The following is a 13,852-nucleotide window of genomic DNA, read 5'->3' on the forward strand; positions in this document are numbered from 1 at the left end:
GCCATAGCCACTTGTATCGAGAAGCAGGCCTCAGCTCGGTAGCGGGGTGCCCGACTACTCGCCTGGGGCTCGCCTTGGGTGAGGAGGACTGATGCCGCAGATCGAGGAGGCTCAGCCGAAGTATCTCCAGATCGCGCACTACATCCGTGATCAGATTCTTCGGGGTGACCTGCGACCGGGTGATGAGGTGCCGTCTGAACGGCAGTTGGCGGCGGACTGGAAGGTGTCCCGGCCCACGGCCGCACGGTCGTTGGAAGCGCTGAGTCATCAAGGGCTCGTCGAGAAGCGTCAGGGGTCGGGCACGTACGTGCGCAGCCTCGAAGTCAACCGGCGGGCTCGTGAGTTGTACGGGCGCGCTCGGCAGACCGGGAAGATCTACACGCCTGGTGAGTACGCCGTGATCACCTCTGCCGGTTGGATGGAGGCGCCGGATCACGTGGTTGGGGCGCTGGGCCTGGTCAAGGACCGTCGGGCGGTGCACCGGCGGCGTGTGACGAACAACCAGGCCGGGCCGATCACGCTGTCCACCTCGTGGTTCGCTCCGGATGTCGGTCAGCGTGCGCCGAAGCTTCTGGGGCCGGAGCGGATTCAAGAGGGGACGCTGCAGTACGTCGAGAACATGACCGGACGGCAGGGGAGTTACGCGGAAGACCGCATGTGCGCGCGTGGGGCCACGGAGGAAGAGGCCGAGGACCTTCAACTTGAGGCTGGCTCCGCCGTGCTGATCGTGCACCACGTCGTCTTCGACCTCCAGGACCGGCCGTTGGAGTTTGCTGAGGCCACCTACCCGCCGCATCGCTGGGCGTTCGAGCAGGGCTACCCCCTCACCTGAGGGTGTCAGTTGCAGCGAATCGCTTGCGTCCGCCAAGTGGCTAATGCCACTATCCAGGAAGTGGCTAAGGCCACTTCACTGGGAGGAGGCGCGGTGTGACGAGTCAGCGGCCGGATCAGGGCACGCACTTACCTTGCCGGGGTTGCCGGGGGCGCGGCTGGAAGCGCGTCGGCTCACGCACGACCCTGGCGCTTGCCACCGTCGCCGACCGCACCCGCGCCACATCGAAGCGGCGCTGCCTCGACTGCGACGGTAGCGGCAGGAAGTGAGCACTTGATGGCCTACATGATCGACCGCTACCCGTCTGAGGAATCACCGCGCCTCGGTGCGATGACCTTGCACCCTGTCGCTGAGTCCGTACCGCGGGCTCGGCGTTGGTTCCGCAAGTTCATCGCGCCGTACAACCCGGCCTGCTCCGTCGACGACTGTGCGCTGATGATCTCGGAGCTGGTGACCAACGCCATCGCTTACGGCCGGTCGGACGAACCCTGGCTCGTACGGGTCGAGTGGTTCCGTGAGGGGACCTCGCTCCGGGTCGACGTGCACAACCCCGGCTTTCCGGCGAACGTGCGGCTGAGGCATCCCGACGCCAACGACTCCCACGGGCGTGGGCTGCTCCTGGTCGATTCCCTGGCCGAGTCGTGGCACGCCGCACCGAGCCGCTTCGGCGGAACCGTCGTCTCCTTCGTGGTGGCCGATGCCTGGCCCGGAAGGTAAGAGTTCGCTCCGCTTCTACTTTGACAATCGAAGATTCGCTAGTCTGGTTGACCAGTTGACTTGGCCAATCCCGACAGGCGGCGTTCATGGCGTATGAAGTGGAGCCACCGAAGTACGTGCGCCTCGCACAGACGATCCAGCACCGCATCGAGGACGGCACGTACCCGCCTGGCACTCGGGTGCCCAGCGAGAACCAGCTGGTGCAGTCCTTCGGGATGTCCCGCCCCACCGTCGTGCGGGCGCTGGAACTGCTGAAGCGTGACGGCTGGCTGGAGTCCCGACAGGGGTACGGCACGATCGTTCGGGACCGGCCGGAAGTGGTCGAGCAGAAGGACAGGCGGGGGCGAGAGGCTCTGCAGCGCGACGAGTCCCAGACTTCGGGACGGCTCGTGGAAGTCGCCGAAGTCGTTGTCCCGGCGCGAGTCGCCTCAGCGCTCGGCTTGCCGAAGAAGGCCAAAGTGCTCATGCGTCGCTTCCTCGTTCAGGAGGAAGGCGAAGCAGTTGAGCTGGTCTCGTCGTACTTCCCCGTCGGCCTGGTGGAGGACACTGAGCTGGCGAGCGCTGAACTCCTTGCCGGCAGTGTGCGCGAGCACCTGGAAGCGAGGAAGAAGATCCGCTTCGACCATGTCACGGAACGGGTCTCAGCTCGGCTCCCCGAGACAGGCGAAGCCGACCTCTTGGGCCTGCTGGACGGCGTGCCCGTGCTGAGCGTCCTGGTCATCGCGTGCGATGCGTCAGGGCAGGCGTTGCAGGTCTCTGACGTGCTGCTTCCTGCTGACCGGCAGGAACTTGAAGACACTTACCGCCTCAGCTGACGGGTGAACGGGCCTCAGCTCCGAGGCTGGCGGCTGGCAAGCCGGTAGATCACGTATGTCAGGGCCAGGATGAAGTCCGCGGCCACCCAGAGCCCGATCATCAGGCCCACCCCAATCGTGGTGCCGACGTCGTTCGCGTCGTTGCACAGGTCTAGGTCGTCTCCCGTCAGGCCGCGGCACTCTTCGGGCGTGCCGCTGGCGCCAGTGGCGCCCGCTATGACCCAGGCCAGGAACAAGAGCTGCACTGCGAGGAAGACCCACAGGAAGACACGGTGCCGCTTCCTAGGTGGGGGTGCCGTACTGCCCTGGTATGGGGGCTGACTTGGGGGTGATCCTTGAGGCGGTCCCGGCCAGGTGCCCGGCGGCGGTGCTGCTCCTTGTGGAGTACGAGGGCCCCATGACTCGGGTTCTGGAGCGCGGTTCTTCTTACTCATTTCGCGCCCTCCCTTGCTGCTGAACTCCATGGTGCGCTCGGGGGTCCAGGGCCGCTCGCCGACCACCGCGAAGTCACTTGACAAGTCAACCTGCCATCCGTAGCTTCGAGCTTGCTAAGTCAACTTGTCAGGTGGCGAGTTGGTTGATCGACAAGGAGAAATCTCTGTGCGTGTGATCCGTATTGACGCCTCGGCCGCCACGATCCTGCTCACCGAAGCGCCGGCGCCGAAGGTGCGCGACCGGCAGACCGGTGAGATCGCCAAGGACGCCGTGAGCGGTGAGGCGCTGATGACCGTCGGCGTCGTCTACATCGACGAGGGCGAGTCGTCGCTGCTCCAGGTCACCGTCCCCGAGAGCGGTGTGACGGACGGACTGACCGTCGGGGCCCCGGTCTCGCTGCCGGGGCTCATCGCCCGGCCGTGGGAGAGCGTCTTCAACGGGCAGCAGCGGCACGGCATCGCCTACCGGGCGACCGCCGTTGCTCCCGGCGCCTTCCCGATGGAGCAGGCGGGCTGATCGTCGTGACCGACCTGGTGACGTGGGCCGAGCTGTGCGGGTCGCTCGCTGCGATAGGCGGCGCGGCCTACGCCCGGCACGCCCATCCGGCGGCGTACTGGTCCACGGTCGGGCTGCCCGTTTCGGTGGCCCGGCTGCTGGCCTCGTACACCTCCACCATGGACGCGTGCGGCCTGACGGTCGAGCCGCCTCGGTGGCGGGCCCTGGCCGTCAAGGCCACGACGCGCCGCGAGGTCCGGCCCATGCCTCCTCGCCGGGGCATGATCCGGCCCACCTCGACCGGTCTGCGGCTCCGGCTGCGGCTGGCTCCGGGCCAGGAACCGGCGGACGTGGCGGCCTCGGCCGAACGACTGCGGCACGCCTGGGGTGTTCACTCCGTGTACGTGCGGGACGTCAAGCCCGGTGTCGTGGAACTGCGGCTCGTCGGCTTCGACGTCCTGCGGAAGGTGCGGATGCCCCGCCGGACCGACGCCGGCCCGCTCCGCGTGCCAGTGGCTCTGCGGGAGGACGCAACCGCCTTCGTACGGGACTACCGGGCCGTCGACGTACGCACCATCCGCTCCGCCGACTTCGACGGCGGCCAGGAACTGACCGACCGGGCCGTCGCCGCGTACATCGCCAAGTACGCCACCAAGGGCGCCGAGACAGCGACCGGCACCCTGGACCGGCCGATCCGCTTCCTCGCCGAACTGGCACAGGCCCGGATCACCGACCACGCCCGCCGCATGATCCGGACCGCCTGGACCCTCGGTGCACGCAAGGACCTCGAACACCTCCGCCTGCGCGCCTGGGCCCACATGCTCGGCTTCCGCGGCCACTTCTCCACCAAGTCCCGCCGCTACTCCACCACCCTCGGCGCTCTCCGTAACGCCCGCGCCGCATGGCGCCGCGCCCAAGCCGCCACGGCCGCTCCCCAGGACGGCGAAACCATGCTCGTCCTCGCCCACTGGGTCTTCGCCGGAACCGGCCTCAGCACCGGTGAAGCCTGGCTTGCCGCTTCCCTCGAACCTGCCCCCGGAACGGAAGGAGAGCCCACCACATGAACGACCGCTACCTGTCCGTCGACCAGGTCGCCGAGCTGCTCGGCACGACTCCCCGCTTCCCCCGGCGGCTCATCGAGGAACGGCGCATCCGGTACGTAAAGGTCGGCCGGCACGTCCGCATCCCTGAGAGCGCCATCGAGGAGTTCATTCGGTCCAGGAGCGTCGAGCCGGTCAAGCCCCGTCGCGCCACACTTCGGAGGGCTGCCTGATGGCGAACAAGAAGGGCAGGCGTCGCCGCTTCGGTGCGGTGCGGCAGTACAGGTCCGGACGCTGGACCGCGTCATACCTCGGGCCCAACGGTGAGCGCATTCGCGCGGAGGAGACCTTCGACACCAAGAAGGACGCCGAGATCTGGCTCTCCCAGGTAGAGGCCGACCTCAGCCGCGGGGACTGGCGCGCCCCTGATGCCGGAGCCGTCAACTTCCGCGTGTACGCCGAGAAGTGGGTCGAAGAGCGGGAGCTGTCCGTTCGGACCGACGACCTGTACAAGCATCTCCTGCGCCTGTACATCCTCCCGACCTTCGGCCCGCTCGACCTGGACGAGATCACCGCTCCCCGTGTCCGCGAGTGGCGAGCGGAGCGACTCCGCACCACCGGGGCCAAGACGGCCGTAGCCAAGGCGTATCGCCTCTTCAAGGCCATCCTGGAGACGGCCGTAGACGACGACCTGATCAGCCGCAACCCGTGCCGGATCAAGGGTGCTGGCAAGGAGTCCGCCGCCGAAAGACGCATCGCCACCGTCGCCCAGGTCGACGCCCTCGCCGACGCGATCGGTATCCGCTGGCGCCTCATGGTCTACCTGGGTGCGTACGGCCCGATGCGGCCCGAGGAGTTAGCCGGCCTTCGCCGCAGGGACGTCGACCTTGACAACCTGGTCATCCGCGTCCGCGTCGCCGAGCCAGAGCGAACGAACGGCAGGCGCGCTCCCGGTGGGACCAAGTCGGAGGCAGGCGTCCGTGTAGTCGTCCTCCCGGCCTTCCTGCACAAGGAGGTGAAGCGGCACCTCGCTTGGTACGCCGAGAAGGGGCCGGATGGTCTGGTCTTCGTAGGGGAGAAGGGGGCGCCTTTCCGGCGTACCTCCTTCGGTCGGAAGTGGCGCCGTGCTCGCGCGGTCGCTGGCTTCCCGGACGGCTTCCGCTTCTACGACCTCCGCCATACCGGGCACACCCTGTCGACCCGGTCCGGCGCCACCCTCAAGGACACGATGGTCCGTGCCGGGCAGTCCTCCGAGAAGGCCGCGCTGATCTACCAGCACTCCGACGAGGAGCGGCAGCGGGAGGTGGCCGCCGGGCTCGACGACCTGGTGCGCGCCGAGCGTGCGAAGTGCCACAAGGACGAGCCCCCGCACCACAGTGAGGAGGCTGCCGAGAGCTAATGGTGCGGTTATGGTGCGCGACCGGGTTACCGGTCTAGACAACAAAGAACCCCCGGGTCTCTGACCTGGGGGTTTCACATGGAGCGGGTGACGAGAATCGAACTCGCGCTCTCAGCTTGGGAAGCTGATGTTCTACCATTAAACTACACCCGCGTAAGACGCCGACCGAGTCGGTGTCCGAACGGTCGCCACTTTACCTCATGTCAGGCCCCCGGCGTTGATGCCGCGGGGCCTGAGGCCGTTTCAGGGGTGGGGTGCGGCTGCGGGGGAACGGAGTTGGGGCGTACGGTGGAGGGCGTGAGCGGGTCCGGGCGGGGCCGGAGTGCCGCCTGGAGGGCCGTCCCTTTGATCCCGTACTGTGGCTTTTGTCGTCAGGCAAGCAGCAGTCAGACGCGGCTCTTGGGGAAGGGACTCTTGGACTTGATGGAGCGCACCGTCGTCCGTTGTGCCGATGGGCACGTGTTCACCACCGCTTCGTTCCCGATGCAGCAGGCCGAGCGGCTCGGCCCCGGGCGGCTGCTTCGGTGCCCGCGCTGTGCGCGGCTCCGGAGCGTGGTGCCCGTCAGCTATCAGAGGCGGTAGCAGCGGCGGTAACGGCAGTAGCCGTAGCAGCCGCAGCGCCGTGGAGCGGTAACGGACAAAGCAATAGGCAACAGGCATAAGGCGCGCGGAGTCGTCCGGTTGTGGTCGCTCCGCGCGCCTTGCGTATCCTCGGGGCGTGCTTCTCTCAGACAAGGACATCCGGGCCGAGATCGACGCCGGACGGGTACGCATCGATCCGTATGACGCATCGATGGTGCAACCGTCGAGCATCGACGTGCGCCTCGACCGCTACTTCCGGGTGTTCGAGAATCACCGGTACCCCCACATCGATCCCGCCATCGAGCAGTCCGACCTGACCCGGCTCGTGGAGCCGGAGGGGGACGAGCCGTTCATCCTGCACCCCGGGGAGTTCGTCCTCGCCAGCACGTACGAGGTCATCAGCCTGCCCGACGATCTCGCTTCCCGGCTGGAGGGCAAGAGCTCGCTGGGGCGCCTGGGACTGGTGACGCACTCCACCGCCGGGTTCATCGACCCGGGGTTCAGCGGGCACGTGACCCTCGAACTGTCCAACCTCGCCACCCTGCCCATCAAGCTCTGGCCGGGGATGAAGATCGGGCAGCTGTGCATGTTCAAGCTCAGCTCGCCCGCCGACTTCCCGTACGGGAGCGAGCGGTACGGGTCCCGGTACCAGGGGCAGCGCGGGCCGACCGCCTCCCGGTCCTTCCTCAACTTCCATCGGACCCAGGTGTGAGTGACCTGGACATGAGTGACGCGGGCCCGGACATGAGTGACGTACGGGAGAACCTGACCTACGAGAAGTTCGGCGTCGCCGTGCGTGAGCTCGCGCAGGCCATCGCCGACGACGGCTACGAGCCCGACGTAATCCTCAGCATCGCCCGCGGCGGCGTCTTCGTGGCCGGCGGGCTCGCCTACGCCCTGGACTGCAAGAACATCCACCTGGTGAACGTGGAGTTCTACACCGGTGTGGGGACGACCCTCGAGATGCCCGTCATGCTCGCCCCCGTCCCCAACGTGATCGACTTCTCGCAGAAGAAGGTGCTGATCACCGACGACGTCGCCGACACCGGCAAGACGCTCAAGCTGGTGCGCGACTTCTGCCTCGACACCGTCGCCGAGGTGCGCAGCGCCGTCGTCTACGAGAAGTCGCAGTCGCTGGTGAAGTGCGAGTACGTGTGGAAGCGGACCGACGAGTGGATCAACTTCCCGTGGAGTGTCTTGCCTCCAGTACATAAGTCTGGTGAAGCTGCTAAGCCCAACAGGGAGGCTCTCTGAAGCAGTTCGATGTCGGTCCTCCCCCGGAGACCCCGGGAGTGTCAGTGCCGACAGATATGCTTAGTGCCGTCCACTTCCGGTCCATCCCGAGCTTCGGACCCAAGGGCCGAAGACCCCAGTACGCCAGGGGTTAGCACGACCGGACTGGAAGTGTGACATGGCAGAACTGCGGAAGCCGGAAGAGCCGAGCGGTGACCAGGGGAGGGGCCCCACGAGGGCCGAGATACTGATCGCCGTACTCATGGCCATTACGGCGATCGCAGGCTGTGTGGAGCAGCTGGCGCGCTAGCGTGCCGACGTTGAGTGGTGCACCGGACGAAGGCAGGGCAAAGCAAAGCGAGCCCGGCCGTTGCTTACTCGGCCGGACCCGCTTAACGACTCCGCGCATGAGCCCGGACCTGGCGGCAACCAGGGCCGGGCTCCTCTGCATGGAGCCAAACTCTGTGTGACCTTCTGTAACGGCATCCTCGCGGACGTGGTGTACATAAAGCCTTAGTGGACACCTCGACTATAGCTCGCTGGTCTCAGCCGTTCCTAGCTAGGGCGCAGTGGACCTTTACAAGGATCACTCCCCATGGATCTGCCTGAGCAGGCACGTTCGGTAGGGACCTGCGAAGCTTCGGCGAGTGCCTGCCCCGTCTCCTCGCCCACCACTCTCCCCAGCTCCCATCCCGTACGCCGTCGACCCACACACCGTGGAGCAGGCGTGGTTCATGGCGTCCAGGTGGAGCGCGCCACTGTACGAACGACCTGGACGCCATGGGCCGCGTCTGCTCGGCTCTGCCTGGGTCGATGGCGTACGGGATGGGAGCCTCTCGCGCACGCCACTACGGACCCGCAGTCGGGGACGGCGCCCCCTCCATCCCGGTGCCGGCCGATCCCCCGCCGGAGGCACTGTTCTAACCCGCGGGCAATGTGTGCGGTGATCGACTCAAGGCTACCGGCCTTATCCACGCGTGGGCGCGCGTCGGCGCAGCCCGCCGGAGCGGGCCGAAGGCAGGAGCGGCGGCGGAGCGGAGCCGGGAAGCGCGCCCGGCGGAGCGGAGCGCAGCCGGGGCTTGATGAGGTAGAGAAACCTGTAACAGCTTCGCTGTCGCCTGGTCAGGACGAAGATGCGTCGGTGGTCAGGAGTCGGCTCGTGAATCCGGCCTGGCAAAGGCGCTCGTACGCCTTGAGCACGTCGGCAGGTAGTGGCTGGCTGATCATGAATCCCTGCTCCGGGTAGATCATCAGCCGCTGGAGCGCACCGACCAGCATGTCGATCACCAAGCGGGCATCACCGATGGAGTCGACGTACTCGTCCAGCGTCATCGGGCTGGAGGCACTGACGACCTCGACTCCGGGCCAGAGCTTCCGCGCGGTGGCGTACGCCCGCCGCTCCTCGTACGGCTTGCTGATCAGGAGCACCGAGGACACCTCCACCCCGGCCTCCTCCAACAACTCTCGTGAGAAGCGGATGTTCTCGCCCGTGTTGCGGGCGCGAGGCTCGACCAGAACGTCACTGCTCGGGACCCCGAGTTCCACTGCCCGCTCCCGATAGTGGACGGCCTCGCCGCGGGGCATGCGTTCCCGTGTCGTGGGGCTCGTGGCACCGGTGAAGAGGAGCAGGGGGGCCATGCCGCGCTTGTACAGGGCCACTGCTCTATCGGCTACGCCCAGGTCGTGGCTGCCAAGTCCGATGGCCACCGAGCACGGCCGGGGAGAGTGGCCCATCTGGTGGTAGTCCCACACGCGTCGGGCGTCTGCCCAATTCTGCGTCGAGATCACCGCAGTCCCTCCCTGTCGTTCGCCGAGTCGGGCACCTTGAAGTCGTACTCCCACGCGAAGCGCGACGCCGCGTGTACCCCAATGGCGAATTCCACGACGGTGCCTTCGGCCGTATACGTCGTTCGGTGCAGCTCGACGACCGGTTCGCCGGGCGGTAGCTGGAGCTGTTTCACCTCGTTCGGTGTAGCGGCACGGGCAAACAATCGCTCCTGCATGTGATCGATCTCGTAACCCGCGTCGTACAGCACGCGAAATCCGCCGCCTCGGCCGGCGGGCCCCGGCGTGGGATCCACGAGGCGTGTTCCCTCCACATGCTCGGGACGGTAGTAGCTGGTCAGCGTGTGTGTCGGCTGGTCGCCTTCCTTGACCAGTCGCGCGCGGGCGTAGACCTCGGCGCCTTCCGGCAGCCCATGTGCGGCTGCTACTTCCGGTGGCGCCACGACGCGAGTGACCGTCTGGGTCTGCTCGTTCCGGCGGTACCCCCGTCCGGAAGCCACACGGTCCGCAATGAAGGCGACCTCGTCGCCGTCCCGCCACTTCGCCTTGTCGTACCTGGCGATGCCGAGACGCTTCAGAGGCACTCGCTCCCGCACGACGGTTCCGTGACCGCGAGAAGACGTCACCAGGCCCTCGGCCTCAAGAGCCTTGTACGCCTGGTGAACGGTGGACTTGGAGCCCTCACCCGCTGCGACCTGCTCCCTGATCTGCGGGAGCTGCTGGCCGGGCGCGTACTCACCCCTCTTGATCTGTTCAGCCAGCTTGTCCGCCAGCTCCCGCCACTTGGGCGCCATTGCATGACTCCTCTCGACACCACCAGTCAAGCACAGTCCCAGGACTGTTGACAGTCCCAGGACTGCATGCCACAGTCTTGCCAAGCCCACCGCAGTCCTAGGACAGCGGGAAGGAAAGGCCTTCTTTGGGCTGCTTCAAAGCTGTGAGACATGAGGAGTACCCATGCCGTCGTTCAAGATCGACACGTCGACCGCTGTGGTGTTCGTAGCGACCGCGCCGGAACCGAAAATGGTCAACAAGAAGACCGGTGAGCGGGCCGTGGACCGGGAGACCAATGCAAGCCTCTCGACCGTGGGTCTGCTGGTCTCGGACGAGGGGGAGGGCAACCTCTACCAGGTGACCATCCCGGAGACCGGCCTCCCGGAGGGCCTCCAGCCGGGCATGCCGGTCAAGGTCATCGGCCTGAAGGCCCGTGACTGGGAGAACGAGTTCAACGGCCAGAAGCGTCACGGCATCTCGTTCCGCGCGGTCGCGATCACCCCGGCGGCCTGACCATGACCGACCTGACGATGTGGCTGGAGGCCACGGGAGCCTTAGCGGGCGCCGGTGGTCTCGGCTACGCGAAGGTACGCGCCCCGCGGGTGTACTGGTCGTTGGTCGGGATGCCGGTCACCTGGGGCCGGTTCATCCTCTCGTACCGCTCGACGATGGACGTGTGTGGGCTGACGGTGCATCCGTCGGGTCTGCGGGCGTTCATGACCCGCAACGTCGCTCGCCGTGAGGTGCAGCCTGTCCCGCCGAAGATCCGCCGGGTACGCGGCACCTCGACCGGGCTCCGTGTGACCCTGCGGCTTCCCGCCGGACTGGAGCCCGCTGATGTGATGGCCTCCTCGGAGCGGCTCCGGCACGCCTGGGGCGTCCACTCGGTGACCGTGGTCGAGACGAAGCCCGGTTTCGTCGAGCTGCGGATGACCGGCTATGACGTGCTGCGCCGGGTGCGGATGCCCCGCAAGGCCCGCCCGCACGACATGGCCGTGCCGGTCGCGGTGCGCGAGGACGGGACCGCGTTCGAGCGGGACTACCGCAAGGCCCCGATGGCGCTCACCCTGGGCGCGAACCACTCCGGCAAGTCCATGTATCAGCGCAACCTGATCAAGGGGCTGGCGCAACTGCCGGTGGCCCTGGTCGGCATCGACTGCAAGCGCGGGGTGGAACAGTCCGCCTTCGCGCCCCGCCTGTCGGCGCTGGTCACCACTCCCGACGACGCTGCCTCACTGCTCGGCGCGCTGGTTTCGGAGATGGAAGAACGCTTCGACCTGCTGAGCCGTCACGGTGTCTCGGAGCTGTGGGAGCTGCCCGACGAGGTGCGGCCGGTGCCGGTGGTCGTCCTGGTCGACGAGGTGGCGGAACTGTTCCTGATCTCCTCCAAGAAGGATGAGGAGCGCCGGGAACGGATCGTGACCGCGTTGATCCGGCTGGCTCAGATGGCCCGCGCGATCGGCATCTACCTGGAGATCTGCGGGCAGCGCTTCGGCTCCGACCTGGGCAAGGGCGCCACCATGCTCCGTGCTCAGCTCACCGGCCGCGTGGTGCACCGCGTCAACGACAAGCAGACCGCCGAAATGGGCCTGGCGGACGTGGCCCCGGACGCAGTCCCGGCCGCAAGCCTGATCCAGATGAACCGCCCCGGGACCGCTGTCGCGGCGGACGCCTCCGGCGGCTGGTCGAAGATCCGCACCCCGGACACCTCGCGAGACGAAGTGGTCGCCGTCTGCCGGGAGTTCGCCCACCTGGTCCCGGCCCTGCCGTTCCTCGACCCCTTCCGCCCCTACGTGCCCGCTCCCGCGTCGGCGGCCGGTCCGTCGCTGGTCAAGCCCCGCCCGGTCACCGAGTAACACCCGTCTCCGCCACGGTCGGCGCGACCGCTTCGCGCCAGGTCCCTACCCCTGCCATGCCGAAACCGGAAGGAGTGATCCTCGTGAGTGTCGTTCTGTTCCCGGAGCTCGATGACCGGAGCCCGGAGCCGTATGACCCGCTGGAGTCCGCCCTGTTGTCCGCGTGGAACAACGCGCCGGAAGCCATGGACGCCTACCACGACGAGCCCGCCGAGAACCCCGACTCCGACTCTCCCTGGGCCTGGTGATCTCCGTGGCCACTCGGAAGACCCCCGCGCCCGCCGCCGCCGAACCGGAGCCCGCGACGTGCCCGACCTGCAAGGGCTCCGGAGAGGTCTCCCGCACCGTCCGCGTCGGCCGCAAGCGCCGCACCGTCGGCCGGCAGACCGGCCTGTGCCTGACCTGCCTCGGTTCCGGCGAAGCCCCCACCAACTGAAGCCCGCCGGGGCCGGGCGGCCGGACACCGCTCCCCGCCCGCCCCTGGCCCGCCCCCTGAAGGGAGGTGCCCCGTGTCCCGCTCGATCCGCTTCGATGCCGTACTCGTCCAGGCCGTCATTGCTGGCGCACTGTCATTCGCCCACCTGCACGACCTGGCCGAAGCCGCCGGACAGACTGGCTGGAAGGCCTGGGCCTACCCGGTTTCGGTTGATCTGCTGCTGGTCGCCGCTTGGCGTCGGCTGCGCACGGCCCGCCGTGACCGCTCCGCCTGGACCTGGTTCGTCATCGCCCTGACTGCCTCGCTCGGCGCGAACATCGCCACCGCGGGCCTGCTCGACCTGGCCAACGTTCCCGACTGGCTGCGCATCCTCGTCGCCGGTTGGCCCGCTCTGGCCTTCCTCGGCGGAACCCTCCTGGTCCACACGCCGACCGAGTCGCCCGCTCCTCCTGCACAGCCTGTGGACGAATCGGCGGCGCCGGAAGTCGAGATGCACCGCACCGACGAACCTGCCCCCGACCCGGACTCCGCCGCGGCCGTGCCGGAGCTGGCACCCGCCCCACCAACGCCCGCGCCCAGTGCCCCTGCCGTTCCGGTGGCGCTGCTCGACCACGCCCGGAAGATCGCCGACGCCCACAAGGCCTCCACGGGCTCCCCGATGCCCGCCGATGCCCTGTCCGCCCGGCTCCAACTGCCCGCCCCGATGGCCGACGCCATTGCCGCCGAACTCCAGCTCACCTGACCCGAGAGGAGAAACCGCCCGTGACCGCCTACCGCCGCTTCCGCAACGTGATCCGCATCGGCCCCGTGCAGGTCGCCACCGCCTACGACAGCCGTGGCCGCGACAAGCACACCGCCGCCTGCACCGCCCCCGGCTGCGGCTTCGCCGCCGACTACGACACCCGCGCCGGTGCCGAACTCGCCGCCCGCACCCACCGCTGCAAGGCCTGAGAGGAGATCGCGCCATGGACGTACCGCTCTGGCTCGCCCTGCTCGTCGTCGGATGGCTCGGCGTCAAGCTCGCCCGCCCGCCGTGGTGGCTGGTCGCCGTGCTCCTGGTCGGCGGCTACCTCGTCGCCGGAAGCTTCCTCGCCCCCGCCCTCGGCACTGTCCTCAAGTAGAGAAGGGAACCGCCTCGTGTTCACGCCGAAGTACCCGCCCCAGGACACCGCACCGCCGCCCACGGTCAGCGCCCCCACCACCCAGAACCCGGCGCCCGTCCAGTCGACGGCCCCGGCCCCGGCCCCGGTCGCCCTGGCCTCGAACCGGCCCACGATCCAGCTCACCCCCGGCAGCGCGGTCGCCCTCGCCGCCGGTGGCGGTGCCGTGGTCCTCGTCGTCGGCGCGGTCCTGGTCTCCATGTTGCTCGCGGTCGCCATCACCGGCGTCTCTGTCGCCGTGGTCGCGGTCGTCCTGCGTCTGCTGGTCAAGGACCTCAACAACCACCGCTGAA

20 protein-coding genes and 1 tRNA gene are annotated in these 13,852 nt (G+C 68.0%); 17 read left to right on the forward strand and 4 right to left on the reverse strand.

Features of this window, described 5'->3' with window-relative positions:
- Positions 1-91 precede the first annotated feature (91 nt).
- The 3 genes from ACFU3E_RS06940 (at position 92) to ACFU3E_RS06950 (ending at position 2,364) form a co-directional block, all read left to right on the forward strand.
- Positions 92-832 carry a GntR family transcriptional regulator gene (locus tag ACFU3E_RS06940; RefSeq protein WP_384153209.1) on the forward strand — a complete coding sequence of 247 codons (741 nt, stop codon included), beginning with the start codon at positions 92-94 and terminating at the stop codon, positions 830-832.
- Between the two features lie 276 nt (positions 833-1,108).
- A complete protein-coding gene (locus ACFU3E_RS06945) occupies positions 1,109-1,549 on the forward strand; it encodes an ATP-binding protein (RefSeq protein WP_384153213.1) in 441 nt (146 codons plus the stop codon).
- An 86-nt stretch (positions 1,550-1,635) separates the two neighbouring features.
- Positions 1,636-2,364, forward strand: coding sequence for a GntR family transcriptional regulator (locus ACFU3E_RS06950; protein ID WP_384153216.1), 729 nt, complete (start codon positions 1,636-1,638; stop codon positions 2,362-2,364).
- Between the two features lie 14 nt (positions 2,365-2,378).
- Here the strand turns inward: ACFU3E_RS06950 and ACFU3E_RS06955 are convergent, their stop codons facing one another.
- Positions 2,379-2,600 carry a hypothetical protein gene (locus tag ACFU3E_RS06955; RefSeq protein WP_384153220.1) on the reverse strand — a complete coding sequence of 74 codons (222 nt, stop codon included), beginning with the start codon at positions 2,598-2,600 and terminating at the stop codon, positions 2,379-2,381.
- Positions 2,601-2,964: 364 nt separating this feature from the next.
- Between ACFU3E_RS06955 and ACFU3E_RS06960 the strand changes: the two genes are divergently transcribed.
- Genes ACFU3E_RS06960 through ACFU3E_RS06975 form a run of 4 tightly spaced genes read left to right on the forward strand, consistent with a single transcriptional unit; the run spans position 2,965 to position 5,733 of the window.
- Positions 2,965-3,315: a hypothetical protein gene (locus ACFU3E_RS06960; protein ID WP_338783135.1), complete on the forward strand. Its 351-nt coding sequence runs from the start codon at positions 2,965-2,967 to the stop codon at positions 3,313-3,315.
- A 5-nt stretch (positions 3,316-3,320) separates the two neighbouring features.
- Positions 3,321-4,358, forward strand: coding sequence for a replication initiator (locus ACFU3E_RS06965; protein WP_384153223.1), 1,038 nt, complete (start codon positions 3,321-3,323; stop codon positions 4,356-4,358).
- Complete coding sequence (locus ACFU3E_RS06970) at positions 4,355-4,567, forward strand: excisionase family DNA-binding protein (protein WP_384153226.1); 213 nt, start codon at positions 4,355-4,357, stop codon at positions 4,565-4,567. Before ACFU3E_RS06965 ends, ACFU3E_RS06970 begins: the two co-directional genes overlap by 4 nt.
- Entirely contained in the window at positions 4,567-5,733 is a 1,167-nt protein-coding gene (locus tag ACFU3E_RS06975) for a tyrosine-type recombinase/integrase (protein ID WP_384153229.1), read from the forward strand. The genes ACFU3E_RS06970 and ACFU3E_RS06975 overlap by 1 nt, the downstream gene beginning before the upstream one ends.
- 79 nt (positions 5,734-5,812) lie before the next feature.
- On the opposite strand, the gene ACFU3E_RS06980 is transcribed toward ACFU3E_RS06975, so the two are convergent.
- Positions 5,813-5,886, reverse strand: a tRNA-Gly gene (locus ACFU3E_RS06980).
- Positions 5,887-6,451: 565 nt separating this feature from the next.
- On the opposite strand from ACFU3E_RS06980, the gene dcd reads away from it, so the two are divergent.
- A complete protein-coding gene (gene dcd, locus ACFU3E_RS06985) occupies positions 6,452-7,027 on the forward strand; it encodes a dCTP deaminase (RefSeq protein WP_384153232.1) in 576 nt (191 codons plus the stop codon).
- 32 nt (positions 7,028-7,059) lie between these two features.
- Positions 7,060-7,569 carry a phosphoribosyltransferase gene (locus tag ACFU3E_RS06990; RefSeq protein ID WP_384153538.1) on the forward strand — a complete coding sequence of 170 codons (510 nt, stop codon included), beginning with the start codon at positions 7,060-7,062 and terminating at the stop codon, positions 7,567-7,569.
- A gap of 1,101 nt (positions 7,570-8,670) precedes the next feature.
- Here ACFU3E_RS06990 and ACFU3E_RS06995 read toward each other — a convergent pair.
- Both ACFU3E_RS06995 and ACFU3E_RS07000 read right to left on the reverse strand, forming a co-directional pair.
- Positions 8,671-9,336 (reverse strand): YdcF family protein, encoded by a 666-nt coding sequence (locus tag ACFU3E_RS06995; protein WP_384153235.1) that lies wholly within the window; start codon positions 9,334-9,336, stop codon positions 8,671-8,673.
- A complete protein-coding gene (locus tag ACFU3E_RS07000; protein WP_384153238.1) occupies positions 9,333-10,127 on the reverse strand; it encodes a GntR family transcriptional regulator in 795 nt (264 codons plus the stop codon). Before ACFU3E_RS07000 ends, ACFU3E_RS06995 begins: the two co-directional genes overlap by 4 nt.
- Positions 10,128-10,290: 163 nt before the next feature.
- Here ACFU3E_RS07000 and ACFU3E_RS07005 point away from each other — a divergent pair, with 163 nt between their 5' ends.
- The 8 genes from ACFU3E_RS07005 (at position 10,291) to ACFU3E_RS07040 (ending at position 13,851) form a co-directional block, all read left to right on the forward strand.
- On the forward strand, positions 10,291-10,620 hold the full coding sequence (locus ACFU3E_RS07005) for a hypothetical protein (RefSeq protein WP_384153241.1): 330 nt from the start codon (positions 10,291-10,293) through the stop codon (positions 10,618-10,620).
- A 2-nt stretch (positions 10,621-10,622) separates the two neighbouring features.
- Complete coding sequence (locus ACFU3E_RS07010) at positions 10,623-11,963, forward strand: FtsK/SpoIIIE domain-containing protein (protein ID WP_384153244.1); 1,341 nt, start codon at positions 10,623-10,625, stop codon at positions 11,961-11,963.
- Between the two features lie 83 nt (positions 11,964-12,046).
- Entirely contained in the window at positions 12,047-12,211 is a 165-nt protein-coding gene (locus tag ACFU3E_RS07015) for a hypothetical protein (protein WP_384153247.1), read from the forward strand.
- A gap of 5 nt (positions 12,212-12,216) precedes the next feature.
- Positions 12,217-12,399 carry a hypothetical protein gene (locus ACFU3E_RS07020; protein WP_384153250.1) on the forward strand — a complete coding sequence of 61 codons (183 nt, stop codon included), beginning with the start codon at positions 12,217-12,219 and terminating at the stop codon, positions 12,397-12,399.
- 73 nt (positions 12,400-12,472) lie between these two features.
- Positions 12,473-13,141: a DUF2637 domain-containing protein gene (locus ACFU3E_RS07025; RefSeq protein WP_384153252.1), complete on the forward strand. Its 669-nt coding sequence runs from the start codon at positions 12,473-12,475 to the stop codon at positions 13,139-13,141.
- A gap of 20 nt (positions 13,142-13,161) precedes the next feature.
- Entirely contained in the window at positions 13,162-13,350 is a 189-nt protein-coding gene (locus ACFU3E_RS07030) for a mobile element transfer protein (protein WP_384153255.1), read from the forward strand.
- A gap of 14 nt (positions 13,351-13,364) precedes the next feature.
- On the forward strand, positions 13,365-13,520 hold the full coding sequence (locus tag ACFU3E_RS07035; protein WP_086083352.1) for a hypothetical protein: 156 nt from the start codon (positions 13,365-13,367) through the stop codon (positions 13,518-13,520).
- 16 nt (positions 13,521-13,536) lie between these two features.
- Positions 13,537-13,851 (forward strand): SpdD protein, encoded by a 315-nt coding sequence (locus ACFU3E_RS07040; RefSeq protein ID WP_384153258.1) that lies wholly within the window; start codon positions 13,537-13,539, stop codon positions 13,849-13,851.
- Position 13,852: the final 1 nt, after the last annotated feature.

Source organism: Streptomyces sp. NPDC057424, assembly GCF_042803315.1.
GTDB lineage: Bacteria > Actinomycetota > Actinomycetes > Streptomycetales > Streptomycetaceae > Streptomyces.

What these genes read in the sequence shown, in the direction of transcription:
- ACFU3E_RS06940 (WP_384153209.1), top strand. Translation starts at nt 92, where the DNA reads ATGCCGCAGATCGAGGAGGCTCAGCCGAAGTATCTCCAGATCGCGCAC.
- ACFU3E_RS06945 (WP_384153213.1), top strand. Translation starts at nt 1,109, where the DNA reads ATGGCCTACATGATCGACCGCTACCCGTCTGAGGAATCACCGCGCCTC.
- ACFU3E_RS06950 (WP_384153216.1), top strand. Translation starts at nt 1,636, where the DNA reads ATGGCGTATGAAGTGGAGCCACCGAAGTACGTGCGCCTCGCACAGACG.
- ACFU3E_RS06970 (WP_384153226.1), top strand. Translation starts at nt 4,355, where the DNA reads ATGAACGACCGCTACCTGTCCGTCGACCAGGTCGCCGAGCTGCTCGGC.
- ACFU3E_RS06975 (WP_384153229.1), top strand. Translation starts at nt 4,567, where the DNA reads ATGGCGAACAAGAAGGGCAGGCGTCGCCGCTTCGGTGCGGTGCGGCAG.
- ACFU3E_RS06990 (WP_384153538.1), top strand. Translation starts at nt 7,060, where the DNA reads ATGAGTGACGTACGGGAGAACCTGACCTACGAGAAGTTCGGCGTCGCC.
- ACFU3E_RS07000 (WP_384153238.1), bottom strand. Translation starts at nt 10,127, where the DNA reads ATGGCGCCCAAGTGGCGGGAGCTGGCGGACAAGCTGGCTGAACAGATC.
- ACFU3E_RS07005 (WP_384153241.1), top strand. Translation starts at nt 10,291, where the DNA reads ATGCCGTCGTTCAAGATCGACACGTCGACCGCTGTGGTGTTCGTAGCG.
- ACFU3E_RS07010 (WP_384153244.1), top strand. Translation starts at nt 10,623, where the DNA reads ATGACCGACCTGACGATGTGGCTGGAGGCCACGGGAGCCTTAGCGGGC.
- ACFU3E_RS07035 (WP_086083352.1), top strand. Translation starts at nt 13,365, where the DNA reads ATGGACGTACCGCTCTGGCTCGCCCTGCTCGTCGTCGGATGGCTCGGC.